Genomic DNA, 23939 nt, shown 5'->3' with positions numbered 1-23939 from the left:
TTTAGAATGATGCAATGATCTTAAGGGCTACCCTTAATGCTTCGGTGCCTTCTGTTAAAGTAATTGCCGGTCTTGTATTTTGCATAATGGCATCTGCAAAGGTCTCCAACTCGTCCAAAATGGCATTGTTGGGTTCTATTTCCGGATTTTCAAAATAAATCTGTTTTTTTTCACCTTCCGCATTTTGCAATATCATGTCAAAATCCCCAGGTTTTTCCGGTGCGTCCTTCATTTTGACCACTTCTACTTTTTTGTCCAGAAAATCCACCGATATATAGGCGTCCTTTTGAAAAAATCTGGATTTACGCATGTTTTTTAAGGAAATCCGACTGGAGGTGAGATTGGCTACACATCCATTTTCGAATACGATCCGGGCATTTGCGATATCCGGGGATGTACTGATTACGGAAACCCCACTGGCATTTATTTGCTTCACTTTTGAAGGGACAACACTTAGAATGGCGTCAATATCATGAATCATTAAATCCAAAACCACGGGAACATCGGTTCCCCGCGGATTAAATTCCGCCAAACGATGGGTTTCTATGAACATTGGGCCAACAATTTTGTCCTTTACCGCCAAAAATGCAGGGTTAAAACGTTCCACATGGCCCACCTGTCCTTTTACGCCATATTTTTTTTCCAATTCAATCAATTCTTCGGCCTCCTCCAAAGTATTGGTAATGGGTTTTTCAATAAATATGTGCTTTCCCTTTTCCATCGATTTTTTTGCGCAGTCGTAATGCGAAAGGGTAGGGGTGACAATATCGACCACATCAACAGCATCAATCAAGTCATTCAGGTTTTCAAAATAGGTGTACCCAAATTCTTCCTGGACATTTTTGGCATTGATCTCATCGGGGTCATAAAACCCAACCAGTTCATATTTTTCGGATTGATTTAAAAGGCGAAGGTGAATTTTCCCTAAGTGTCCCGCTCCTAGGACGCCGACTTTGAGCATAGGATTTGTTTTTTCAAAAATACGGAGATAAAAAAAACCGTGCTACTTTTTTGGGGGTTGTGTACTTTCGTATTCCAAACCAACTTTTTTATGCAGGACACCTTTAAACACAAGGGAATGCGCAATAAACTGGCAAAGACCTTGAAAGCCAAGGGAATAACGGATCCAATCGTTTTGAATGCCATAAAGGCCATTCCAAGGCACCTATTTTTGGATAGTAGTTTTGAAGATCATGCCTATCAGGACAAAGCATTTCCCATCGGTGCCAACCAAACCATTTCACAACCCTATACGGTTGCTTTTCAAACACAGTTGTTAGGGGTCAAACCAGATGACAAGGTGTTGGAAATAGGAACGGGAAGTGGCTATCAAACCGCCGTTTTATTGCATTTAAAGGCAAAGGTGTTCACTGTGGAAAGGCAGCACGAATTATTTAAACGCACCAAGCTCTTTTTTACTAAAATGGGATATCGTCCTAAAAAGATTGTTTTTGGGGATGGTTATAAGGGACTGAAGGAAGAAGCACCATTTGATGGAATTATTGTGACCGCTGGGGCACCGGAGACCCCAAAGGCCTTACTTTCCCAATTAAAGGTAGGGGGTAGGTTGGTCATTCCCGTAGGAGTGGAAGAACAGGAAATGACGCTTTACAGTAGGAAGTCCGAAAAGGAGTTTGAGAAAAAAACCTTTGGAAGCTTTAGGTTTGTCCCATTATTGGAAGACAAAAACTAAGCGCCTGTTCGGGGTGATATGATTGAATTTTGGTAAAGACCATTTTTGGCCCTAGAACTGAAGTCCAATATTGAAACCACTTTCCGTAACCCCCCGATAATGGCTCTGTACAAAACCTGCCCTTAGGAACCGAAATTTTTTCCAGCCCAAATTTCCAAGGGAGATGCCCCATTCCGCATAAGGATCGTTTTCGGATATGGAAAGTAGCTTGCCACTGACAATCAAGTTGGATTTCAGTTTTTTTAACAGCGGTATCTTCCCCATGACATACCCCAGGAAGTTGTGTTCAACATGACCTTCAAAATAGCTTTGGTTCGTACTTAGATCGTAATAGGGCAAAAGGAAAAATGAATTGAGGTAGTTTCCACGGGTAATCCGGGTACGATTTCCGTTAAAATGTTGGTAGTCCACAAATGAAATGTCCCCGGCATTAAGAAAAGTTCCTGCCCTAAGGTTATAGTAAAATCTACCCTTGTCCGCAATGGCAAAATCCTGGACCAATCGCAGCTTCAATTGGTCAAAATGGTTTTCAGGTTCACTGCCCGCAAACCCTTTTTCGTATCCCAGATAAAGTGTGGGGAACCGATCCTCGGAAAAATTGAATTTCCCATCGGGATAGTTCAGGTACTTTTGCCCAAACCGAATTCGTGTAGTTAGGGACAATTTTAAAATGTGATGTCCGGTTATGGCGGCGTTATCAAAATCTTGGGAATCCAAAGGGTTATTGGATGTAAAATCCGCATTGCCCTTAAAGATGACAAAGTTAGTGGCGTTAAAGAGAGGCTTTCGTTCTTCGTATCCAAAATTTAGGTATACGGAAATGCCATTGACCAATTCCTGCGAATAGAATAGCTCGGAAAAATTCAGTTCATAAAATTTGGCAAAGTTGTTCTCAAAGAACAGGGAAAGGATGGAGTTGCCAAAGGGGGTAATGGGATTGTTGTTGTTGAACTGCATTACCCGGTTACCGGCACTAAAACGTAAAAAAGGACGGGAGAAATTATTAAAGCGGTATGAAATGGAACCCGAAGGCCTAAAACGTTTATCGGACACCCCGTAATCAAAAACGGTATTGAGATTAAACCGCGTTCCCTTCTCCTCATTTCGCTTTCGGTAGTTGAATTCAAAACCTCCCCTAAAACCCTGAACGGTATTGAAGCTAATGTTGGCCAGGGGGGAGGCAAGGGAATAGTATTTTTCCTTGAACGTGTTGCTATAGGTATAGCCGAAGAACAAGGACCCCAAAGTGACTTTATTGCCCACCGCATCAACCGAGTCCAGGTATTTTTGGGATTTCCGAATGACCTGTAAACTGTCTTTTTGCAGATAGTCCGCAGTTTCTTCATCCGTTAGCGGCACCGGCCTAACGTCATTCCAAAAAATAGAGTCCTTTTTGTTCGCATTTTCCTCAAACGATAAAACTTCGTTGGTAAATTCCTTTTTGGAAAAGTCCGGATTCAGTTCATAGTTCTTATATCCCGCTGTGAAACGGCCATTGCCCTTGAACCCAAGGATACTATATTGAAAATCGATACGTTGCAGGGTTTTTAACCAGGTGTCTTGTTTGGGAATGTAATTGAAATCCTGTTTTAAGTGGATGGTGTCCACGGGGACAATCCGTGTTTGTTCACCGGTTGCGCTGAAATCCAATGCGTATATGGCCCATGAGTCTTCCACAATAAACAATTCCCCGGAAAAAACCCTGTCGTTCGGCCGTTTTGGTACAACCTTGATCTTATTGATCAATCGATTTCCCTCATCATAAAAAGTGCCTTCCAAAATATAGCGATAGTACGAAAAGGCATTGTCCGCAATGGGGGAGATGAGTTCGCCACCAAAGGTGACCGTATTGTTGTAAAAGGAAAAGTTGACATCGGATGCATTGTTAAAGCTGAACCCATTGTCATCGCCACTAACCTTGGAAGCCAAAATCTTTTCTTTGAATGCATTTTTGTTTTTGGCGATTTTGGAAATGGTCTCGGACAAATAAATGATGCCCGACCGTGTGGAATCCAAGCCCCCACCAAAGTCACCGAGGTCCTGTCCCAGGATTCGCTCAGGAGCATCCTTTATGCGTATGAGACCTTTGGAATAAAAGTCTGCCCGATAGGAGGACAGTTCCTGCTTGTACTGTTTCCGTTTTGCAATGGCATTTCGGATGACCCTATTGGCGGGATTTTCTTTTGCCTTTACAGTGATTTCATCCAGCTCCAGGCGTTGTTTTTCCAAAAGAACGTCAAGTTCATAGGGAAATTGATCTATGGTAATGGCCTTTTTTTGCGTTTTATAGCCCAAGTATTTAAATACTAAGGTATATTTCCCCTTTTCACTGAGATCAAGGGCGTACTCCCCGTTTTCATTGGTCGTGGTCCCATTGGCCGTTGAATCAAAATAGATATTGACAAAAGCCAGGGACTCGCCATTGCTATCGGAAACCTTTCCAACTATTTGTGCATTCAAATAAGCAAAACCGGACAAGCAAATAATGAAGAGAAGCGGATATGACTTCAAAAGAGCGGAGAATTTTGGTTTGCGCCTGTAATATTAAAGCTAAGAACTACGTAAAGGCGTTTAGTTTTTGTTAAAATTCGTTTTTCCGTTATTATCTGTAACTTTTTTTGATTCGGTCCAAATTGCGCTTATTGTCCCGATCTTTAATGGTTTCCCTTTTATCGTATTGTTTTTTACCCCTGGCCAGGGCAATATTTATTTTGGCAAGGCCCTTATCATTGATGAAGGCATTTAGCGGCACAATGGTAAGCCCGGCAGTGGAGACTTCCTTATGTAGTTTTTTGAGTTCCCTTTTGTTCAAAAGTAGCTTTCTTTCCGCTTTGGGCTTATGGTTGTAATATCCGCCATGGCTATATTCATCGATCTGCATGTTGATGACAAAAAGTTCCCTCTTGTCATTGAATTCGCAGAAGCTCTGGGAAAGTGAGGCCTTGCCCAAACGCAGTGATTTTATCTCTGTGCCCGCAAGAACGATACCAGCAGTATATTTGTCCAATAGTTCAAAGTCGAATTGGGCACGTTTGTTCTTTATGTTGATTTGCTTCTGCATAAATGCAAAAATAATCCGATTTGCAAAAACTGTAATGAAAACAGGATTTTTACGATAGATTTAAAAACAACATATGAAAAGCTTCCTTTACCTTTTTTTAGTACTTGGCCTACTGTCCTGTAAGTCATCCACGGATAATGAAATGACCGTTCAGCAAATTGTTGACAAATCCATTCAAATAAGTGGTGGAGAGGGCTATGACAACAGTAAGATATCCTTTGTTTTTAGGGATAGGACGTACGAATCACTGAACAGGAACGGCAAAAAACTCTTAAAACGGATAACCCGAACGGATTCGGTAACCATTACCGATAAAAAAACAAACACCGACTTTCAACGATTTTTTAATGATAGTCTGATCGTTCTTCCCGATACCCTTGCCAACACCTATGCCAATTCAGTAAATTCCGTACATTACTTTTCCAGACTTCCCCTGGGGTTGAACGATAAGGCGGTCAAAAAGGAGTTGTTGGGAGAACACATGATCAATGAAAAAACGTATTACAAGGTCAAGGTTACGTTCAGTCAGGAAAGTGGTGGCGATGATTTTGAGGACACCTATTTGTATTGGTTTGAAAAACAGAGTTTTAAACCTGAATACTTAGCTTACGAATTCCATGTCAACGGTGGTGGGATACGTTTTCGTGAAGCGTACAATGAAAGGTACGTAGGGGGCATCCGTTTTGTGGATTATAACAATTTTAAACCCCAAAAGGGGGCGCAAGTGGATTTTTTTAAGATTGATAGTTTGTTTGAAAAAAACGAATTGGAACTGTTGTCCAAAATAGAACTTGAAAACATTCAGGTGACCCCTATTGATTAGTGTTGACCGGCCCTAATCCAATTTCAATCGCATATCGGTGGCCTGCCCATCAACTATGCGTACAATAAAAAGGCTGGCATTGTCATCATCATCCATTGCCTCGTATTTTTCCATTCCCAGGAGGCCATTGGTGAAACTGGGCGTGGTATTGCTATGGCCCACGATAAGGACTTGTTTTCCCCTGTTCTTTAGTTTAAAATCTTCCATGTCCAGACCATTTGGGTCATAAAACTCGATATCAATGTCTTTCTTGACCGATGTTGGTGCAGCGGTCATGGTGGTGCGTTCATAATTGGTGGAATAAATCGCATCCAGGGCTATATGATCAAATACCTCTGCCCAGCGTATGGCGCGATCCAAACCTTTTTGTTCCAACTCGGGGTCGGGATTGTTAGGGTCGCTCTTATCTTTTTCGGAATGCCTAATCAAATAAAAAGTGGAAACAACAGGTTCTTTATTTATTTCAATATCTTTATCATCCTGCTTGCAACCGACAATGCCCACTATAAAAGCTAGCAGTAGGCATGTAAAAACTAGGGTTTTTAAAGATTTTTGAAGTTTCCCCATATCATATTCAATAAATAATTAACTTAAAAGTAGCATTAAATTTTTTATCCAAATATGTTGCGGTATTTTTTGCTTTTTGTTTTTGGATCAATTTCATTCACCTGTGTTGCCCAAAATGTGGAGCTGCCAACAGATTTTAGACAGCATAATCTCAACCAAATCAATTCCAGTTTGTTCAACCCCACATTTTCACTGGATAGGAACCTTCCACGGTCCTTGGCCCTCTGGTCCCGATGGCAGTGGCAAAGTATTGATGGAGATCCAACAACCCTATTTGTGAATTATACCCAAAAACTCAATGAGAGCCTTGCAGGAGGTCTTGGTTTTTTCCAGCACAATACAGGGATATACCTACAGACGGGGCTCAATCTAAATGTGGCATGGGCGGGTTCTTTGGGTGATAATACGACCATCTACCTTGGGGTGAACATTTTTTCATTCGACCAAAAACTCGCCGATGAACAATTGGTTCTTTTACCCGAAAGTGAATTGCAATCCATCAATACCGAAAACAGTTTTTTCACCCAAATATCACCCGGGTTACGATTGACCAGTAAGACGTTCAGTGCGGGAATTGCTGTCCAAAATGCGGTGTCCCTTGCCCTAAGCGGACCAGACGATCCCGAAAGCAATAGTTCCGTTATAGGATTTATCAGTAATGATTTCCCTTTTCAGCTATGGGGTAACCCCACGTTCTTTAGACCCCAACTGTATTTGAATGCCATTTCGGGTTTTGATACCCAGGTAGGGATCAATGCCCTGCTGGGACATCCCCAATTTTGGGTGCAGGGGGGGTACAATAATTTTTATGGGCCCTCTTTGGGATTGGGCGTTACTTTGGCAAAAAAAATAGCGATAGGGGGACTTTTGGAATTTCCCACGGATAATGAAATTTCGGAAGAAGACCCCACTTTTGAGTTAACGATCTCTTATTTGATTGGCAAACAAACTTTTGCAAAAAAGCCCCAATTGGAAGAGGAGCCATTGTTGGAAGAAAAGACGCCGGTCAAGGAGAAAACCAAACCCAGCAAGGAGAATAAAACGGTGGACAATATAGAGGATACAAAAAAAGCGCCCGAAGTTACCCCTAAAAGACCCTCGAGAAGACAGCTGCGACTTCAAGAAGAAAGAAGACAGGACTCCATTGATCGGGCTCTAATTGCGGCAAACGCGGCCAGAAAGGAAAAAAATCGGCTGGACAGTATTGCCCGAGTCAGGGAGGAACAAAGACGTATACAGGCCAAACAGGATTCCGTTGCCACGGCAAAATCCAAGGAAATGGCACTTTTAAGGGAAAAAGCCAGACAGGACAGTATTGCTCAAGTCGAGCTCAATAAAGATGTGGTTCTGCTCCCTAATGAGCGGTATGAGGAAGTTGCCAAGGAGGATGGTCTGGAACCCGGATTTTATTTGATCGCCAACGTGTTCGGTACCAAAAGGTATTATGAGAATTTCATGAAAACCTTGAAGGGTAGGGGGTTAAGCCCAGGTTCATTTTATCGGAACGTCAATGGGTATAACTATGTCTATTTACAGCGATATAATTCCATTAATGAGGCGAGAAAGGCAAGGGACAGCAAGTTCAATGGTAAATACCAGGATAAACTTTGGATTTTTAGGATACGCTAATTGGAACCATCTATTTTACTTCGTTGTCCACCAAATGGATTAAATACGCCACAGTGTTGACCAAATATTTTCGGTCCTTGGTCATTGTGGCCATGGCAACGGCCCCACTGAGCATGGTGTACAGTTGTTTCGCAAATTGAAGGGGAGGAACAGGAATTTTGATTTCACCCGCTTTTACACCATTTTCCAAAACCAGCGCAATTTTCCCTTCCAGTTCATTGAGCGTTTCGTGACAGGCGGCCACCAACAATTTGTTGTTGTTTTGCGCGTCCACCCCCACGCTCAATATAGGACAGCCCCCCATGGGCATGGTAAATACATCATACTGTCTATAGAAACCCAGTAGGGAGTGGATTTTGTCCATGGCACTTCCCTCTACTGATAGGAGTTCATCAAATTTGGTGAGCAATTGGTTTCTGTTATATTCAAAAGCGGAGAGGGCCAATGCCTCCTTGTTCTCAAAGTTCCCATAGATTGCCCCTTTGGTGAGGCCGGTGGCTTCGGTCAAATGACTCATACTGGTACCTACATAACCGTGTTTGGTAAAAATAGGGGCTACCGTCTCTATGATATATTTTGTGGTCCGTTCGGCTTTTGAGGACATAGGTCTGTGTTTTAGGCTAAGATATGAAAATTATATACTGGATGGTATAACTAAAAAAGGGCGGTCCATGGACCGCCCTTTTTACCGTAATCCATATGCTTAAACCGCAACCTCACTTTGATTTCTAAAGACCAAACCGTCATCAAACGAGTCCAGAAGAATGATGCTTTCACTTTTAATGGTTCCCTTTAAAAGTTCTTTGGAGAGTTTATTGAGGACTTCCTTCTGAATCAACCTTTTAATGGGGCGTGCTCCATATTGGGGGTCGTATCCTTTTTGGGACAAATACTGTACGGCCTCTTCGGTAGCATCCAAAGTGATATTTTGTGTGGACAGTCGCTTTTTTAATTGTTCCAACTGTAGACCAACAATTTTTGTGATATCCTTTTTGCTCAATGGGGTGAACATGATGATGTCATCGATCCGGTTCAAAAACTCAGGGCGTATGGTTTTCCGTAAAAGCCCCAAAACCTCAATACGAGCAGCTTCCGTGGCACTGTAAATATCATTGGAGTTTTCGAACTTCTCCTGGATGATATGGCTTCCCATATTACTCGTCATGATAATGATGGCGTTTTTAAAATCGGCTACGCGACCTTTATTGTCGGTTAACCTTCCTTCGTCCAAAACCTGGAGTAGAATGTTAAAAGTGTCAGGATGTGCTTTTTCAATTTCATCCAGTAAGACCACCGAATAGGGTCTTCTTCTAACCGCTTCGGTCAATTGTCCACCTTCATCGTATCCTACATATCCCGGGGGCGCACCCACCAATCTACTTACAGCGTGCCGTTCTTGGTATTCACTCATATCAATACGGGTCATCGCATTTTCATCATCAAATAAATAAGCTGCCAGGGTTTTTGCCAATTCCGTTTTTCCCACTCCCGTGGTTCCCAGAAAGAGAAAGGAGCCAATAGGTTTTTTGACATCCTGGAGGCCGGCCCTACTTCTGCGAATGGCATCGGAAACGGCTTCAATGGCCTCCTCCTGGCCAACCACCCGTTGGTGCAGTACGGATTCCAGTTGCAATAGTTTGTCCCGTTCACTTTGTAACATTTTGGTAACGGGAATTCCGGTCCATTTGGCCACTACTTCCGCAATATCCTCGTTGGTCACCTCTTCTTTGATCAGGGTTCCTGCGGTTTGTTGCGCTTTAAGTTCTTGTTGTAATTTTTCCAGGGACTCTTGCGCTTCCTTTATTTTTCCATAGCGAAGTTCGGCTACTTTTCCGTAGTCCCCATTGCGTTCTGCCCGCTCGGCCTCCAATTTATAGTTCTCAATATCCTGTTTGGTCTTTTGGATGGTATCCACAACGGACTTTTCACCTTCCCACTGTGCGAAGATTTCATTTCGCTCCTCTTTAAGGTTTGCCAATTCCAGATTTAAGGATTTAAGCTTGGTTTCATCGTTCTCCCGCTTTATGGCTTCAATTTCAATTTCCAACTGCATGATTTTTCGGTCAAGCGCATCCAATTCCTCGGGCTTTGAATTGATTTCCATACGGAGTTTGGATGCCGCTTCGTCCATCAAATCAATGGCCTTATCCGGTAAAAACCGATTGGTGATGTACCGCTGGGACAGTTCCACGGCCGAAATGACCGCTTCATCCATAATACGTACCTTGTGGTGGGCTTCGTATTTCTCCTTGATACCCCTAAGAATGGAAATGGCACTTTCGGTATCGGGCTCATCCACCACTACTTTTTGAAACCTTCTTTCCAACGCCTTGTCCTTTTCAAAATATTTCTGGTATTCATCCAAGGTTGTGGCCCCAATCGCCCTTAACTCGCCCCTGGCAAGCGCAGGTTTTAAGATGTTTGCCGCATCCATGGCCCCTTGGCCACCTCCGGCCCCGACCAAAGTGTGAATTTCATCAATAAACAATACTATGGATCCATCCGAAGTGGTAACCTCTTTAATGACTGATTTTAAACGCTCCTCAAATTCACCCTTGTATTTGGCGCCCGCTATCAAAGCACCCATATCCAGGGAATAAATGGTTTTTTCCTTTAGGTTTTCGGGAACGTCCCCCTGTACTATTCGATGGGCCAAACCTTCTGCTATTGCGGTTTTACCCACTCCAGGTTCTCCTACCAGCATGGGATTGTTTTTTGTTCTCCTGGATAGGATTTGTAGTACCCGTCTGATCTCCTCATCCCGGCCAATAACGGGGTCCAACTTTCCGGAGTCGGCCAATTCATTGAGGTTGCGTGCATACTTCTGAAGCGAATTATAGGTGTCTTCGGCGCTTTGGGAGGTTACGTTACCGCCTTTCCGGAGTTCGGTTATTGCCGCCGTCAGTCCTTTTTCCGAGACCCCATTGTCCTTTAGTATCTGGGCGATTTTACTTTTCGATTTAAAAATGGCAAGTAACAAGTGTTCAATGGACACATACTCATCTTCCATTTTTTTCGCAATAATACTGGCTTCATTAAGGGATTTACCGGCTTCGCGGGATACCATGATTTCCCCTCCCGAGACTTTGGGGAAATTCTCCAATTCCTTGTCGATTACCTGATTGACCAAATTGTTGTTGACATCCAATTTTTTAAGCAAAAAGGGCAGGACATTCTGGTCCACCTCGGCAATGGCCTTGAACAGGTGTTCATTTTCTATTTGTTGGTGACCATATCCTTGCGCAATCTGTTGCGCCTGTTGTATGGCTTCCTGTGATTTTATAGTGAAGTTGTTGAAGTTCATATCGTCTTTTTGAATTGCTATTTCAACAACCTTACCAATACCCGGCATCAGACAAAATGGCGCTAAATGCTGGGAAACAGACGACATTTAGTCAGTTGTAATGATTTTTGATATTGGACGACAGAACCCCTAAATTTATACCATGGGATTATTTGGAGGTTTATTTAAGGGGGGTAAAAACGATGTAAAGGAAGAAGAGGGGGGACTACCCTGGATTGCCCTGAACGATCGGGAACAACTCAATGAAATTAAGGAACGTTCCAAGGAAAAACCACAACTGATCTTTAAACATTCCACTACTTGCGGCATCAGCAGAATGGTGTTGGGGATGTTCACCGGAAACTATCCTTTTAACGAAAGGAATGCTGATCTGTACTTTTTGGATTTGCATGCCCATAGGGATGTTTCCAATGCGGTTGCCGCCAGCTTTCAGGTAGTGCACCAATCCCCACAGTTATTGGTGGTAAAAAATGGGGCCGTCGTTTTTCATACCTCGCATGGGGCAATTACTGAGGTGGACCTGGAACGGTTCCTATAAAAAAGTCCGGTCAGATGACCGGACCCATGGAATGATCAATTGAATTCGTGGCGATTTACAATGGCCTTCAACCTCGCCTTTAGGTCCTCACCAGCATCATATACCATCTGTTCATTGGTCGGAAAGGAAACTGCGGCCAAATCCAGTAAGGCCACCAGGTTATTGTCCAAAGCCCTTCTATCTCCATCAAAATTTGCGTAAATATGTTGGAAAATAAACTCACTGGATAGGGGATAGGAGTTGATGACCTGTCCGCTCCTTAAATCCTTGAAGCTAACATTGGCGCCAATCTGTGCCGTTTTCAATTGGGTAAACTCATAAAAGTTGCAGGTAACCGTTTTGAGCTTGTCCACTTTGATGTCGTTACCCAGGCTATCCTTGGCAACATTCCCGTTTTCGTCCAGGACATATTCAAACCCGTCCTTGATCACCTTCTCCTTAATAATCTGCCTTTCATTGACCTGTTCCGGGGAAATATTGATTTGATTAAAGTCCAGTTCCATGGCGAAATCATAGTTCACATTGTCCATGGGATTGGCATGGAACTGCATCCAAAAGTTATTGATGCCATAGGTGTTGAAATCCAATAATTCGGATTCCAATCGTTCCGGGATGATTTGCTGGGTTTTATTTTTCAATTCCACTTTAACAAAATCCAATCCTTTTTGATAGGCTTCGTCCATTTTTTGTGCCGTATCCCCATATCCGGGGTTGATGTCCTCCAAATACTTCAGATCATCATAGGCCCTTCTATATTCCATTTTATTTCTTGCATTGGAAAGCAAATTGGTGGCATTGTCGTACAAATATGCGGAAAGCTCATCCTTGGTGTTTAAAATGGCATTGTCATAATCCACAAATTTGAACCGTGCATTCCTGTCCTCGTCATAAATGGGAAGGGGCAGTAGGGGTCGTATCCTTTCCTGAAGGTTCTTTAAATTGGAGTATCCTTCATAAATGGCCATGAGATTGGCCGGATTGCCATCATTTTCCAAAAACTTGATCCTGCTGATTTCTTTTTCGGCGTTTTTGGCAAAAGCTTCCTCCAAAAGGACAACGTAGTCCTGATTTCCCTTTTTTGCCTTGTTTTCCCTAAGGTTTTTCAGGGCCCTGTTAATGGCCACCGTATAGTTGCCGCTGTTTAAGGCCTGTTGGGTTTTCTTGACCCCTCCACAGGCAGCTAGGAGTACAGCGCACATGATGGACAGTACTGATTTTTTCATGGCTTTTTGATTTATGGTTTGATTCGTATTTTTCAATTGGCGTGCCAAAATGCTATAGTTTAGAAACGAAAAAGGTTGAACAGTAGTATAATATCGATGAAATACACCTTTTCTTTGGATTTTCCCTTGTTTTGGAGGTAGCGCCAATTGTTGACTTTTTGGTTGAAAAGTCTATTTCAAATCCGCATTATTCGTGATGGAAAGGAGCGATCAATTTGTATTTTTGACACTTAACTTTTAGCGGGAAAATGCAACGAGACGAGCAGATATTTGAACTTATCCAAAGGGAAAGACAACGACAGACCAGGGGAATTGAACTGATAGCTTCGGAAAATTTTACCAGCCCACAAGTTATGGAGGCGGCGGGGTCGGTTTTAACGAACAAATATGCCGAGGGTTATCCCGGAAAGCGCTATTATGGTGGCTGTGAAGTAGTGGATGAAGTTGAGGAATTGGCCATAACACGGGCCAAAACACTTTTTGGGGCCGTTTATGCCAATGTGCAACCGCACTCCGGTTCCCAGGCCAATGCTGCCGTATACCATGCCTGTTTGCAGCCCGGGGATACCATTTTGGGCTTTGATCTGTCCCATGGTGGCCATCTCACCCATGGTTCGCCCGTAAATTTTTCGGGGAAATTGTACCGTCCTGTTTTTTACGGTGTGGATGAGGAAACGGGAACGCTTGATTATGATGGGATCCAGGAAATTGCGGATCGCGAAAAACCTAAATTGATCATTGCCGGTGCCTCCGCCTATAGTCGGGATATGGATTTTAAGCGATTTCGGGAGATTGCGGATAGTGTGAATGCACTGCTGTTGGCGGATATTTCCCATCCATCCGGACTCATTGCCAAAGGCATTCTTAATGATCCCATGCCGCATTGCCATATCGTTACCACAACCACCCATAAAACCCTTCGCGGCCCTAGGGGAGGCCTCATTTTAATGGGCGAGAATTTTGAAAATCCCTTCGGGATACGATTAAAGAACGGGAATCTTAGAAAAATGTCGGGACTTTTGGATTTGGCCGTGTTTCCCGGAAATCAAGGCGGACCCCTGGAACACATTATTGCCGCAAAGGCAATAGCTTTTGGCGAAGCATTGGAGGACCATTTTTTGCATTATATGATCCAGGTCAAGAAAAATGCGGAGGCCTTGTCCAGTGCCTTGGTGAACCGGGGCTATAAAGTAATATCCGGCGGAACCGATAACCATATGGTGTTGATTGATCTGCGGAACAAGGGAATTACTGGAAAGGATGCCGAAAAAGCATTGGAACGGGCAGATATTACCGCCAATAAGAATATGGTCCCTTTTGACGATAAATCCCCTTTTATCACTTCAGGGATTCGATTGGGAACCCCGGCCGTTACCACACGGGGCTTGAAAGAACAGGATATGGAAACCATCGTCTCCTTTATCGATCGGGTGGTCAATGAACCCGATGATGAAGAGGGCATTTCCAAAATAAAGGACGCCATTAATGAAATGATGTCCCCAAGGCCTTTATTTCAATATCAAGAACTGGGCAAAAAAAGCTATTCCCAGTAGTTCAAAAGAAAAGAGTCACTTTGCTCAATTATGGTTTTATTGGTGACATCGTATACCTGTAAATCATCATCTCCCTCAAAATAGATGCCCCAAAACTGAAGGTATTTGGATTTTCCGTCCGAATGCGAAAAACTGTTTTTGGTTTCTTCGTGAATGGGAACAAAGATTTCATAGGGCATTTGGGAGAGCCCCCTGGTGAAATACACAAAATTTCCGCTCACAAAATCCAGGATGGATTCCAAATTATCCTGTATTTGCTGGTTTGGCAATTTGTAGATGATTATGGAGGTATCCCGTAAGTGGATGGAAAGTTCCTTAATATCAAAAATGGTATTGGTGGTGGATTCCAGTTCCCAGAGCGCAGCTTGAAAAGGGGAGGTCTTTACATCACCTGAAATGGCATTCCGAAAGCTTCCCCAAGTACCATTGTTCAAGTGGAACAGACTTTCCGTTAACCCATAATTACAATACAGATGAATGACCAAGTCAACTTTTTTATCATTGTGGGCAAATACATCAATAGTGGTCTCACAAAAGAAATCACGTTCTAAAATACGTTTTAAGCTTGCCAGTCCGGCTAGCTTCGCGGAATCAAAAGCACTATTCTGTATGAAGTCATTTGACTTTTTCGACGTTGACATTTGCTATACCTTTTGAATTGTACTTCGAAGTTAGAATGAATGATTAAGGAATAATTGAAGTTTTCCCTTAAAAAAACTGGGGTTTACCTAGAAAATTATTGATTTTTTGTTAAAAAAATGTTAAATAAATAGCTTTGAACGGTATAAAGCCCCTATTGAACCGTGAAAATCAAATCATGAACTGCCTATATAAAACCCCTGTTCTTGGCTGCAAGAATCAAAGCAAGGTCGTTTTCCTTTTCGGTACCAAAAAGGGATTTTAAATGTCGCTTTCTATTTTCAATGGAGGAGGAGGAAAGTTCTATATGTTTCTCCAAATCCTTGGTTTTGGTACCAATGGACAGGTGGTAGAGAATTTTTTTATCGTTTTCGTCCAATGTAATATCATTGGACATTTTTTTGCGGATGGCCCCCAGGGCTTTGGAAGAATAGTACGGCGGTTGGGTGGTCACTGTTTTAACGGCCTGCTCCAGGGATTTGGGGTCAATATCCGTCTTTACCATGTATCCATCCGGGTCCACCGATTTCAGGATACTGTTTATGCGATAGTTGTCACTAAAGGAAGACATGAAGATGATCTTGGATTCCGGAACCAGTTTTCTGGCCAAAATTCCCAGGTCCTCACCATTGTTGGGTTGTTCCTCATTGGGAGGAAACAGTTGCACATCAAGAAATATAATATCGTATTTAAAGGAATGGAGTGATTCCTCTATCTTTTGCTTTCCACCTTCATAGGTATTGGCCGTATCCACAATAATATTGTGGTCATCAAAAACAATCCGCTCCAAAATGAACTTATAACCCAACATGGTCATTTCATGATCGTCAACTGCTAAAATCCTAAGTGTTTTCATCCCTTATCTATGAATTGTGCATCTGCAACAGTGGTACGTATGGTTTTGGGTTTTGGATGACGTTGTTTTAAATCGATGTTCGGGATTTTGATATTGACCGTCGTTCCCATTGAAGATTCGCTCTCAATAGCAAACGTTGCCCCCATCTTTTCAACACGTGAATTAATATTTTTTAGCCCAATACCTCTTTTCCCTTTGGACTTTCCAAAACCGATTCCATCGTCCTGTATTGTTAAATGTAGTAAATTTTTGTTTTTCAGGAAAGCCACCCTAATGTTTTTGCATTTGGCATGTTTTACGGAGTTCTGTAACAATTCCTGGGTAATTCTATAGGTATTGATTTTAATGTCACTATCCAGGCCATCCCAGTCAAAGGTATCCGCATATTCAAAGTGTATGGCGATATCGGAGGATTGTTGTACCGTTTTTACCAAATCCTTTATGGAAAGAATAAAATTGTGCACCTTTTTGTAGGCCGCCGCACTGAGCTCATGGGAAATGGTCCTGATTTCCTCTTCCAATTCCTGAAGTTTTACGATGAGTTCCGCACGTTGTTCAATGGCAGAGGGATCGTCGCGTTCGTTCAATCCGCTTAGGACCAGTCGTATGCCCAGCATTTGGCCCAAAATTCCGTCGTGGAGTTCTTCGGAAACCCTTTTTTGTTCGGATTTTTTGCCCTCTTCCATTTTACCGTGCTGGGCCAGCATAAGACTGTAGATTTCTTGATTGCTCTCCTGTTGTTTTTGGTTGAACTTTAACCGCTGGTTACTGATCCGTTGGGAAATGATGATAAAAATCCCGATGCAAACGATCAAAAGCCCAATGGAAATCCCAGCCAATAGCTGTGTTCGCTTGGCCAGCGATTCGTTTTTTTCGATGATTTGATCGGTCTCCATTTGGATGCGCGCAAATTTATCCTGTATGGCCCGCTCCTCCAGGTGAAGTTTCTCGCTGAGATTAAAATAGGCCTTGGCATGGGCGGCACTGTTTCGTTTGTCCAGGGTGGTCAGCAATTTAAGGGAACTCAACAAACGGTCGTTGTTTTGGGTCTCTTTGGCAATTTCTATGGCCCGCAACCCGCTTTGTACCGCTTGGACCGAATCTCCCCGGCTTGCCAGAATTTCCGCTATAAATTGATGGTTTCTGGCCTGGACATAGCGGTTATCCAAACTGTCCAGAATGGTGGTGGATTTGGTGATTTGATCAAGAAGGTTCGTGTAATCGGTACTACCGTTCTTAAAATCACTATAGGCACTGCTGGCCAACACTCGGGAATAGAGCTTCGGGTTTTTAGAATATAGACTGTCTTCCTGTTTTAAATAATTGAACATTTCCGAAGCTTTCCCATAATTCTTGCTTCTTAAGTAGGTGGAAGCAATGTTATTGGTAGTCCGTATCCTAAATTCATAACGCTTATTGGGTGCGATGGATTTGATATAGGTCTGTGACTTTAGGTGGTATTCCAGGGCCTTGTCAAATTTTTCCAATCCGTTTTGGATAATACCCAGCAGGTCGTAACTATTGAATAGGTATTCCTTGGAGTCGAATTCCTTAAACAGTGCAATGGCCTTTATGGCATCTTGCTCCGCCCCCACATAATCCTTGCTTTTTTCCTTAACGTTAGCCATGGCGTACAGCATCCGGGCGGGGTAGTCCCTGTGGGTCCCTTCCAGATCGGCCCTGGAGAACTGGATATAGGCTTCCCGATACTGGTAATAGGCACTGTCCGGGGTTTTGTTTTTGTGGAAGTCCGCCAAATCCCAATGGGCCAGGCCATGGGCCTTGTGATCCCCAATTGCTTTTGCCGCTTCCAGCAATTCGGCATTGGCCGCCCTAAAATTGAGGGAATCATTGATAAGGAGACTTTGATACGAGATTTTGGCCAGGGATTCGGTTTTGTAGACCTTATCCGAACTTTTTAAACTCAGGACATAGGCCTTTTGGAGCAAATTGGATTTCTGGGGCTTGGTCAAAGCCGCGCTGTCCGATACCCAGTTGAGCCAGACGTTTACACTATCGGTAACCGTTGCATTCCCAACCGTGGTACTATCGGAAACGGGAGTATTGCACGCAACATACGCAAGGATTAGTAGAAGAATCAGTATGGTTGGCCTCATATACCGAAAGTTGCACTGTAACAATTTACCTACATACAAGATACAAAAAAACCCCAAATGTTAAAATTTGGGGTTTTTATATAAGGGATAAAAACTTTTAATCTCGTTCAATCTCGCCTGCTTCGCTGCCGTCAGGAGAGTCTATATACAGTTCTTCTTGGCTTGCCGTACTTTCTGCTTCACAGGAAAATAATCCCAGGGAGAATACCGTTATTGCTAGAATAGTAAATACTTTTTTCATAATGATTCCATTTTTTGAGGGGTTATAATTTGATTCTGGGTGGAAATTAACATACAGCCCTGCCCAACCCCACTTATACTTGGATGTTCAATGTAGTTGGCCCACTTTTCAGGGTAAACGGACCGGTTTGGCTAGAATTTTGTTAATTAAAGGTATTAATCGCGTTTTTGGAGAGCAATGTTTTTAGCTCATCGATTTTCCTTCGATAGGTTTTGGAAAAGGGTAAGGTACTTTTGCTGTTCTTTAGGGAACAGGTGTTCTTACCATAGTTTATCCTGGAGATAAACTTAATATTAAGGATATAACTTTGGTGTATGCGCACAAAGTTTTTGGGCAAAGCGGATTCAAAGGTCTTCAAGGTCTTGTATGCGCTGATTTTTTGACCGTTTCGCATAAAGAAATCCGTGGAGTTGTTGTCTGCCTTCAGGTATAGGATATCATTGGTGTCCAAATATTGGTAATCGTTATACGTTTTTAGGCAGAGTGTGGTGGGCGGATGTTCCTTGGGAATTTGCTTTCGGAGCTTAAAAATGGTCTTGCGTATCTCAAATTCGTTGTGGGGCAGCAACCAATAATCAAAAAAGCCCCCTTTTATGGCATCATAGGCGTAGGACTTGGTCTGGGAGACGGCTATCAATACCGGAATTTTATCCAAGAATTGATGTAGCTGCATAATCATTTGGAAGAGGAGGTTGGCATTTTGGGAAAGGTTTACAATGACCAAATCGGGCAGCATTTTAAGGATAAGGTTCAACCCATCCTCTGCGGTGCTGACCGTGCCCAAATGGTAGAAATCATTGTACTCCTGCAACTGCAATTGCAGCTGCAGATTTGAGGCAGCGTTTGTATCTATAATGGCGTAAGAGTGTTCCATCCCCAAATTACTGATTCCAAGGTACTACCAGAAATCAAAACCTTGTTGCGTTTTTACCGCAAAATATCTGGGGTTTTTACACAAAAACGGCCTGTTTTTTACTGATTTAGCTCAAAAGCACCCAAATCCGGGGCCATGGTCCTGTCATTGCCCAAAATATCCAACGGGATTTCAAGGGCAGTTTCAAGGTTTCCCAAGTCCAGGATTTCGGAATCGAGAGTGAGGTTAAAATTGTTTTCGGCCACATCCAAAAAAGAGGTGGATGGATTCAAAAGTACCTCCTGGAACAGCAGCTGGTTTTCAAAATCATAGAGGGGATTATTGGCAAAATCCCCGCGGGAATCCCTAAAGCGGATGGAGCAGTTTAAAAATTGGTAGTTGAAACTACCTTCCCCCAGATTGGAAAACAGCAGTTCCACATTCCGGCTACCATCAATGATACAATTGGAAAACAAAGCCCTGTCAAGGTCTTGGGTCATCAACTGACCTGATGACTGCGCAATGGCATCATCTATCAATAGGGTAGGACTGTCCCGGAAAGCAAAGCGCCAATAATTGGCAATGGTACAGTGCTTAAAAACATAATCACCTCCCAAATTGCAATGCAGGGAAACGGCTCCCGCATTGCCAAAAATCGTATTTACGGCTTCGACCTTGGCATTCCTCGCCCAAAGGTTTCTGTTGGAACTGTTGTGTATTTGGGTGTTGGAAAGTGTGAGGGTAGGGGTTTCCAATATGCCGTCCCCATCGACCAGGAGCCCAACCGTGGCGTTCTTTATGGTGAGGTATTCCATGGTATTGCCAATACTCCCTGAGGTCAGCCAAATGGTTCCCCATTGCCCTGGGGTATCGCTAAAATCAGGTTCCAGGCGATCCCCTTCAAAGATGACCTCGTTTTCCAAAACTTCCCTATCCGCACTCAGGCTTCCCTGGACCTGCAAGGAACCGCCGTTTCCTACCAGGATTCCGGAGTCTTTATGAAAATGGACCCGTGTTCCGGCTTCCATGCTAAGCGTGCTGCCCTCCGCAACCGCCGCATAGCCATAGATGACGTAGGGCTTTTCCCTGGTGAATTGGAGCTCATCGTCCTCAAGGATAAATCCCTCGATCCGTATTTCATTTCCAGCTTCATCCAGTGCAAGAAGCAAGGTTTCCCTACTGCCATCACTTTCGGTTCTGGGATAAAGGAAAATGGCATCACGGACCAGGGTGACCAATGCTACCTCCTGGTAGTTTCCGGTTTCACCAAATAGGATGCCATCGGTATTGAGAAATTCATTTTCCCCGGTGGGCCCCACATCAAATGTAGTTTCAATGAAAACGAATAAACTATCCTGGGCCAGTAACGGTACATTCTCGAAGCTGTTCCCTGCCACTCCATCAACATTGAGCCTATAACTACTTTCCGTTCCCCTTCGTAGGCCTACCTGGGGGATGCGGATATCCGTATCACTTCGGTTATACACTTTTAGCATATAGGTGCTACTGCCAATGTTGGTAAAAACGGTATCGAGGAAAACGGTGTCTTTTGAAAATTCCAGGGTTCCCGTGGTGGGGGTGAATTCAAAATCCTCGCGACAGGAGGCAAAGGCAATCAAAAACAGTACAGCGACCGTCCAAAAGATATTATTCCAAGTCTTCATCCGTTGTTCGTGAAAAGCTGTTGTACTTCTTCCGGGACCCGTACGGGTTTTAGGGTTTTGGGATGCAGGGCACACCATTCCGTACTAGCCATAACCAATAATTTCTTGGTTTTATTGTCCCTCATTTCCACTTTACGAACGGAAATAGGGCCTCTCCACGCTTCAACTTTGGTGCTGATTTCAATACGGTCGTTGAGAACGGCACTTCCGTGATAGGTAATGTTGTGGTTTCGGACCACCCATATTAATTCTCCCTGGAGGCTTTTCTTGACCTGGCTTTCCCAATGTTCCCTGGAGATATCCTGTATCCACTCCACGTAGCGCACATTGTTTACGTGCTGCAGGGAATCCAAATCATGGGTTTGAACCCTTACGGTTTTAGTGTAGGTGGACATATTATTTTTTTAGAATTTCCACCTCAAAAAGCTTGTTCCAGTTTTTTCCGGTTACAAAAAAAGTGTTTCGTCCATGGTGGTAGGCAACACCATTTAAAACATCCACACTGGCATGTTGCTCCACCTTGTCCTTCAATCCGCCAAAGTTGATCACCCCTTCAATGGCTCCTGTCTTTGGATCAATGATCATCATACTTTCCTTCTGCCAGACATTGGCATAGATTTTCCCATTGGCATATTCCAGTTCATTGGCCTTATTGAATATGGATTTGTTGGTAACCGTTTCAATATAGCTTTGCTCCGCCAAGGTCTCGGGATCCAGTTTCCAGATTTTTTCGGTGCCATCACTCTTATAAATAATTTTCCCATCATTACACAGTCCCCATCCTTCCTTACTTTTCCCGTAGCTAAAGCTTGCGGTTTTCTCCAAATTGGATTGGTTATAGATGTAACCTATTCCACTGCGCCATGTCAACTGGATCACCTTGCCATTGATCAATGTCAGTCCCTCTCCAAAATCCGATTTGTCCAAATCGATTTCCTTATAGATTTCCCCGGTTTCGAAATTGAATTTCCGAAGTATGGACTTTGAGGCATTATTGGGGTTTCCTGTACTTTCAAAAAGGGTATCTCCATGAAATTCCAAACCTTGGGTGAACGCTTTTTTATCATGTGGATAGGTATTCAAGATCCTGTAAGTATACACCTCGGGAGGGTTTTTGGCCAAAATGCGTACTTTTTTTTCCACTTCAACGGAGCGCTCCTCATAATCAACTTTGGCCTTTAAGCGTTTGCTCCCCAAAGTGGCGACATCCAAGCTGATTTTTCCATTTTCCACATCCAGCTCCTTGTTGTCAAGAAAGTAGGTCACTTTTTTGATGTCCTTTTCCTTTTTGTTCTTAATGGCGATTCCTATATTTTGTCCGTTTTGGAACTGTTTTTTTCGCCCTTCGAGTTGAATTTCAAAGAGATTGGCGGGTTTTTCCGAGTGACCACAGGAATCCACCAAGAAAGTGGTCAGCAAAAAGAGCACAATAGGAATTCGCATATATGAGCAGGTTGTGATTAATTACAGCCAAATTACATAGGTCTTTGGATTGGGACAAATTTAAAAGGTCGTATATTTGCCAATGGCAAGTCCTACACGACCAGCTCCTACAAAATCCCCCAGGGCGGGAACGCAGCAAGGGTATGTGGTTGTAGCGGTGCGATGTAGGTAGCTTGCCATTTTTTATGCGTTGATATCAAGGTTTCACCTCATTTGAACCAATGGATAGTAAAGTTGTACTCATAACCGGGGGATCTTCCGGGATTGGGAAAACCACCGGGATATTTTTATCCTCAAAAGGGATGAAGGTATACGGTACTACAAGAAACTTGGAAAAGTATCCGGATTTTGGACACTTTACCCTTTTGCAGTTGGATGTAAAGGACCATGAAAGCATTGATAGGGCCATTGACACCATTATGTCCAGGGAGGGCAGGATAGATGTACTGATCAATAATGCAGGTGTTGGCATTACGGGTCCCATTGAGGAAACACCCCTGGAGGAAATCCAAAATACATTTGACAGTAATCTTTACGGACCGCTACGGATGATGCAGTCCATACTTCCCCATATGCGTAAAAAGGGGAAGGGATTGATCATCAATATTACTTCGATTGCAGGTTATATGGGATTACCCTTTCGGGGTATTTATTCTGCCACAAAGGGAAGCCTGGAGTTGGTTACCGAAGCTTTACGTATGGAAACCCATACCTTTGGGATTCAAATCACAAACCTGGCACCAGGGGATTTTGCCACGAACATCGCGGCAGGACGATACCATTCGCCCGTATTAGAGGATTCTCCCTATACGCATTATGCCAGAACGTTGGAAACCATAAACGACGATGTACAGGCGGCCGGTGATCCCATTTTGGTGGCCAAAAAGGTGTACACCATTATCAATGCCAAAAATCCGAAGGGCCATTACCTGGTAGGGACCTTTATGCAACGATTTTCGGTTTTTTTAAAGAAAATTTTACCCGATAAAGTATTTGAAAAGTTACTTTTAAACCATTATAAGTTGTAGAACTATTGTTAATCTAAGATGTATTTATGAAGTTTTTTATTGATACTGCCAATTTGGACCACATTCGGGAAGCCCAACAATTGGGTGTTCTGGATGGTGTTACCACTAATCCTTCATTAATGGCCAAGGAAGGAATAACCGGTCACGATACGATTTTAAAGCACTATGTTGACATTTGTGAAATTGTGGACGGGGATGTCTCTGCAGAAGTTGTGGCTACCGATTTTGAAGGAATCATCAAGGAAGGTGAAGCATTGGCGGAGTTGCATGAACAAATCGTGGTGAAGGTTCCCATGATCAAAGACGGGGTCAAGGCCCTAAAATATTTTTCGGACAAAGGGATAAAGACCAATTGTACGCTGGTATTTTCACCCGGACAAGCCTTGTTGGCGGCAAAGGCGGGAGCTACCTATGTGTCCCCCTTTATTGGACGATTGGATGATGTTTCCACGGACGGATTGAACCTAATTGCGGAAATAAGACTGATATATGATAACTATGGGTTTGAAACCCAGATTTTGGCAGCTTCGGTACGCCACACCATGCATGTGATCGATTGTGCCAAACTTGGGGCAGATGTCATGACCGGGCCGTTAAGTGCCATTGAAGGATTGTTGAAACATCCACTTACGGATATTGGTTTGGAAAAATTCCTTGCCGATTACAGAAAGGGCAATTCCTAAAACAACTTGTATTTACCAAGGACC

22 protein-coding genes and 1 other RNA gene are annotated in these 23939 nt (G+C 43.2%); 8 read left to right on the top strand and 15 right to left on the bottom strand.

Annotated features, from left to right (window positions below):
* Position 1: 1 nt before the first annotated feature.
* Positions 2–961, bottom strand: coding sequence for a Gfo/Idh/MocA family protein (locus L0P88_RS23715; protein WP_247132567.1), 960 nt, complete (start codon positions 959–961; stop codon positions 2–4).
* 90 nt (positions 962–1051) lie between these two features.
* Here L0P88_RS23715 and L0P88_RS23710 point away from each other — a divergent pair, with 90 nt between their 5' ends.
* Positions 1052–1693 (top strand): protein-L-isoaspartate(D-aspartate) O-methyltransferase, encoded by a 642-nt coding sequence (locus L0P88_RS23710; protein WP_247132566.1) that lies wholly within the window; start codon positions 1052–1054, stop codon positions 1691–1693.
* Positions 1694–1744: 51 nt separating this feature from the next.
* Here L0P88_RS23710 and L0P88_RS23705 read toward each other — a convergent pair whose 3' ends face one another.
* Together L0P88_RS23705 and smpB are read right to left on the bottom strand one after the other, a co-directional pair.
* Positions 1745–4204: a DUF5686 and carboxypeptidase regulatory-like domain-containing protein gene (locus L0P88_RS23705; RefSeq protein ID WP_247132565.1), complete on the bottom strand. Its 2460-nt coding sequence runs from the start codon at positions 4202–4204 to the stop codon at positions 1745–1747.
* A 91-nt stretch (positions 4205–4295) separates the two neighbouring features.
* Complete coding sequence (smpB, locus tag L0P88_RS23700) at positions 4296–4754, bottom strand: SsrA-binding protein SmpB (RefSeq protein ID WP_247132564.1); 459 nt, start codon at positions 4752–4754, stop codon at positions 4296–4298.
* Positions 4755–4827: 73 nt separating this feature from the next.
* Between smpB and L0P88_RS23695 the strand changes: the two genes are divergently transcribed.
* The gene (locus L0P88_RS23695) at positions 4828–5577 is read left to right on the top strand and encodes a DUF6503 family protein (protein WP_247132563.1); all 750 of its coding nucleotides are present in this window, start codon (positions 4828–4830) and stop codon (positions 5575–5577) included.
* A 12-nt stretch (positions 5578–5589) separates the two neighbouring features.
* Here L0P88_RS23695 and L0P88_RS23690 read toward each other — a convergent pair whose 3' ends face one another.
* Positions 5590–6144 (bottom strand): SixA phosphatase family protein, encoded by a 555-nt coding sequence (locus tag L0P88_RS23690; RefSeq protein WP_247132562.1) that lies wholly within the window; start codon positions 6142–6144, stop codon positions 5590–5592.
* Positions 6145–6198: 54 nt separating this feature from the next.
* Here L0P88_RS23690 and L0P88_RS23685 point away from each other — a divergent pair, with 54 nt between their 5' ends.
* Positions 6199–7773, top strand: coding sequence for a PorP/SprF family type IX secretion system membrane protein (locus L0P88_RS23685; protein ID WP_247132561.1), 1575 nt, complete (start codon positions 6199–6201; stop codon positions 7771–7773).
* A 10-nt stretch (positions 7774–7783) separates the two neighbouring features.
* On the opposite strand, the gene L0P88_RS23680 is transcribed toward L0P88_RS23685, so the two are convergent.
* Positions 7784–8377, bottom strand: coding sequence for a TetR/AcrR family transcriptional regulator (locus tag L0P88_RS23680; protein WP_247132560.1), 594 nt, complete (start codon positions 8375–8377; stop codon positions 7784–7786).
* A 99-nt stretch (positions 8378–8476) separates the two neighbouring features.
* The gene (gene clpB / locus L0P88_RS23675) at positions 8477–11077 is read right to left on the bottom strand and encodes an ATP-dependent chaperone ClpB (RefSeq protein WP_247132559.1); all 2601 of its coding nucleotides are present in this window, start codon (positions 11075–11077) and stop codon (positions 8477–8479) included.
* A gap of 142 nt (positions 11078–11219) precedes the next feature.
* Between clpB and ytxJ the strand changes: the two genes are divergently transcribed.
* A complete protein-coding gene (gene ytxJ, locus L0P88_RS23670; RefSeq protein ID WP_247132558.1) occupies positions 11220–11615 on the top strand; it encodes a bacillithiol system redox-active protein YtxJ in 396 nt (131 codons plus the stop codon).
* 35 nt (positions 11616–11650) lie between these two features.
* Here the strand turns inward: ytxJ and L0P88_RS23665 are convergent, their stop codons facing one another.
* Positions 11651–12838, bottom strand: a complete 1188-nt coding sequence (locus tag L0P88_RS23665; RefSeq protein ID WP_247132557.1) for a hypothetical protein — start codon at positions 12836–12838, stop codon at positions 11651–11653.
* A gap of 248 nt (positions 12839–13086) precedes the next feature.
* Here L0P88_RS23665 and glyA point away from each other — a divergent pair, with 248 nt between their 5' ends.
* Positions 13087–14391, top strand: a complete 1305-nt coding sequence (gene glyA, locus L0P88_RS23660) for a serine hydroxymethyltransferase (RefSeq protein WP_247132556.1) — start codon at positions 13087–13089, stop codon at positions 14389–14391.
* Here glyA and L0P88_RS23655 read toward each other — a convergent pair.
* From L0P88_RS23655 to L0P88_RS23620, 8 genes are all read right to left on the bottom strand, one after another.
* Positions 14379–15032: a hypothetical protein gene (locus L0P88_RS23655; RefSeq protein WP_247132555.1), complete on the bottom strand. Its 654-nt coding sequence runs from the start codon at positions 15030–15032 to the stop codon at positions 14379–14381. The genes glyA and L0P88_RS23655 overlap by 13 nt on opposite strands.
* A 185-nt stretch (positions 15033–15217) precedes the next feature.
* Positions 15218–15886, bottom strand: a complete 669-nt coding sequence (locus tag L0P88_RS23650) for a histidine kinase (RefSeq protein WP_158777887.1) — start codon at positions 15884–15886, stop codon at positions 15218–15220.
* Positions 15883–18003 carry a sensor histidine kinase gene (locus tag L0P88_RS23645; RefSeq protein ID WP_247132554.1) on the bottom strand — a complete coding sequence of 707 codons (2121 nt, stop codon included), beginning with the start codon at positions 18001–18003 and terminating at the stop codon, positions 15883–15885. The genes L0P88_RS23650 and L0P88_RS23645 overlap by 4 nt, the downstream gene beginning before the upstream one ends.
* A 97-nt stretch (positions 18004–18100) precedes the next feature.
* Positions 18101–18244: a hypothetical protein gene (locus L0P88_RS23640; RefSeq protein WP_247132553.1), complete on the bottom strand. Its 144-nt coding sequence runs from the start codon at positions 18242–18244 to the stop codon at positions 18101–18103.
* Positions 18245–18386: 142 nt separating this feature from the next.
* On the bottom strand, positions 18387–19118 hold the full coding sequence (locus L0P88_RS23635; protein WP_247132552.1) for a LytR/AlgR family response regulator transcription factor: 732 nt from the start codon (positions 19116–19118) through the stop codon (positions 18387–18389).
* A 98-nt stretch (positions 19119–19216) separates the two neighbouring features.
* A complete protein-coding gene (locus L0P88_RS23630; protein WP_247132551.1) occupies positions 19217–20761 on the bottom strand; it encodes a hypothetical protein in 1545 nt (514 codons plus the stop codon).
* Positions 20758–21156: an acyl-CoA thioesterase gene (locus L0P88_RS23625; RefSeq protein WP_247132550.1), complete on the bottom strand. Its 399-nt coding sequence runs from the start codon at positions 21154–21156 to the stop codon at positions 20758–20760. Before L0P88_RS23625 ends, L0P88_RS23630 begins: the two co-directional genes overlap by 4 nt.
* Before the next feature lies 1 nt (position 21157).
* Positions 21158–22204, bottom strand: a complete 1047-nt coding sequence (locus tag L0P88_RS23620) for a glutaminyl-peptide cyclotransferase (RefSeq protein WP_247132549.1) — start codon at positions 22202–22204, stop codon at positions 21158–21160.
* Between the two features lie 83 nt (positions 22205–22287).
* Between L0P88_RS23620 and ffs the strand changes: the two genes are divergently transcribed.
* The 3 genes from ffs to fsa all read left to right on the top strand — a co-directional run bounded on the left by ffs (position 22288) and on the right by fsa (position 23915).
* Positions 22288–22386: signal recognition particle sRNA small type (gene ffs, locus L0P88_RS23615), an RNA gene on the top strand.
* 39 nt (positions 22387–22425) lie between these two features.
* Entirely contained in the window at positions 22426–23232 is an 807-nt protein-coding gene (locus tag L0P88_RS23610) for an SDR family oxidoreductase (RefSeq protein ID WP_247132548.1), read from the top strand.
* A 26-nt stretch (positions 23233–23258) separates the two neighbouring features.
* Positions 23259–23915, top strand: coding sequence for a fructose-6-phosphate aldolase (gene fsa / locus L0P88_RS23605; RefSeq protein ID WP_247132547.1), 657 nt, complete (start codon positions 23259–23261; stop codon positions 23913–23915).
* The last annotated feature ends 24 nt before the right edge of the window (positions 23916–23939 follow it).

Source organism: Muricauda sp. SCSIO 64092 (assembly GCF_023016285.1).
Lineage (GTDB): Bacteria > Bacteroidota > Bacteroidia > Flavobacteriales > Flavobacteriaceae > Croceivirga.
Note: the sequence above shows the minus strand (reverse complement) of the source record. Positions and strands in the feature narration are given on the sequence as shown.

What these genes read in the sequence shown, in the direction of transcription:
- smpB (WP_247132564.1), bottom strand. Translation starts at nt 4,754, where the DNA reads ATGCAGAAGCAAATCAACATAAAGAACAAACGTGCCCAATTCGACTTT.
- L0P88_RS23620 (WP_247132549.1), bottom strand. Translation starts at nt 22,204, where the DNA reads ATGCGAATTCCTATTGTGCTCTTTTTGCTGACCACTTTCTTGGTGGAT.
- L0P88_RS23680 (WP_247132560.1), bottom strand. Translation starts at nt 8,377, where the DNA reads ATGTCCTCAAAAGCCGAACGGACCACAAAATATATCATAGAGACGGTA.
- L0P88_RS23625 (WP_247132550.1), bottom strand. Translation starts at nt 21,156, where the DNA reads ATGTCCACCTACACTAAAACCGTAAGGGTTCAAACCCATGATTTGGAT.
- L0P88_RS23640 (WP_247132553.1), bottom strand. Translation starts at nt 18,244, where the DNA reads ATGAAAAAAGTATTTACTATTCTAGCAATAACGGTATTCTCCCTGGGA.
- L0P88_RS23710 (WP_247132566.1), top strand. Translation starts at nt 1,052, where the DNA reads ATGCAGGACACCTTTAAACACAAGGGAATGCGCAATAAACTGGCAAAG.
- ytxJ (WP_247132558.1), top strand. Translation starts at nt 11,220, where the DNA reads ATGGGATTATTTGGAGGTTTATTTAAGGGGGGTAAAAACGATGTAAAG.
- L0P88_RS23630 (WP_247132551.1), bottom strand. Translation starts at nt 20,761, where the DNA reads ATGAAGACTTGGAATAATATCTTTTGGACGGTCGCTGTACTGTTTTTG.
- L0P88_RS23665 (WP_247132557.1), bottom strand. Translation starts at nt 12,838, where the DNA reads ATGAAAAAATCAGTACTGTCCATCATGTGCGCTGTACTCCTAGCTGCC.
- L0P88_RS23685 (WP_247132561.1), top strand. Translation starts at nt 6,199, where the DNA reads ATGTTGCGGTATTTTTTGCTTTTTGTTTTTGGATCAATTTCATTCACC.
- fsa (WP_247132547.1), top strand. Translation starts at nt 23,259, where the DNA reads ATGAAGTTTTTTATTGATACTGCCAATTTGGACCACATTCGGGAAGCC.
- L0P88_RS23695 (WP_247132563.1), top strand. Translation starts at nt 4,828, where the DNA reads ATGAAAAGCTTCCTTTACCTTTTTTTAGTACTTGGCCTACTGTCCTGT.
- L0P88_RS23650 (WP_158777887.1), bottom strand. Translation starts at nt 15,886, where the DNA reads ATGAAAACACTTAGGATTTTAGCAGTTGACGATCATGAAATGACCATG.
- L0P88_RS23690 (WP_247132562.1), bottom strand. Translation starts at nt 6,144, where the DNA reads ATGGGGAAACTTCAAAAATCTTTAAAAACCCTAGTTTTTACATGCCTA.
- L0P88_RS23645 (WP_247132554.1), bottom strand. Translation starts at nt 18,003, where the DNA reads ATGAGGCCAACCATACTGATTCTTCTACTAATCCTTGCGTATGTTGCG.
- L0P88_RS23610 (WP_247132548.1), top strand. Translation starts at nt 22,426, where the DNA reads ATGGATAGTAAAGTTGTACTCATAACCGGGGGATCTTCCGGGATTGGG.
- L0P88_RS23635 (WP_247132552.1), bottom strand. Translation starts at nt 19,118, where the DNA reads ATGGAACACTCTTACGCCATTATAGATACAAACGCTGCCTCAAATCTG.
- L0P88_RS23715 (WP_247132567.1), bottom strand. Translation starts at nt 961, where the DNA reads ATGCTCAAAGTCGGCGTCCTAGGAGCGGGACACTTAGGGAAAATTCAC.
- L0P88_RS23655 (WP_247132555.1), bottom strand. Translation starts at nt 15,032, where the DNA reads ATGTCAACGTCGAAAAAGTCAAATGACTTCATACAGAATAGTGCTTTT.
- glyA (WP_247132556.1), top strand. Translation starts at nt 13,087, where the DNA reads ATGCAACGAGACGAGCAGATATTTGAACTTATCCAAAGGGAAAGACAA.
- clpB (WP_247132559.1), bottom strand. Translation starts at nt 11,077, where the DNA reads ATGAACTTCAACAACTTCACTATAAAATCACAGGAAGCCATACAACAG.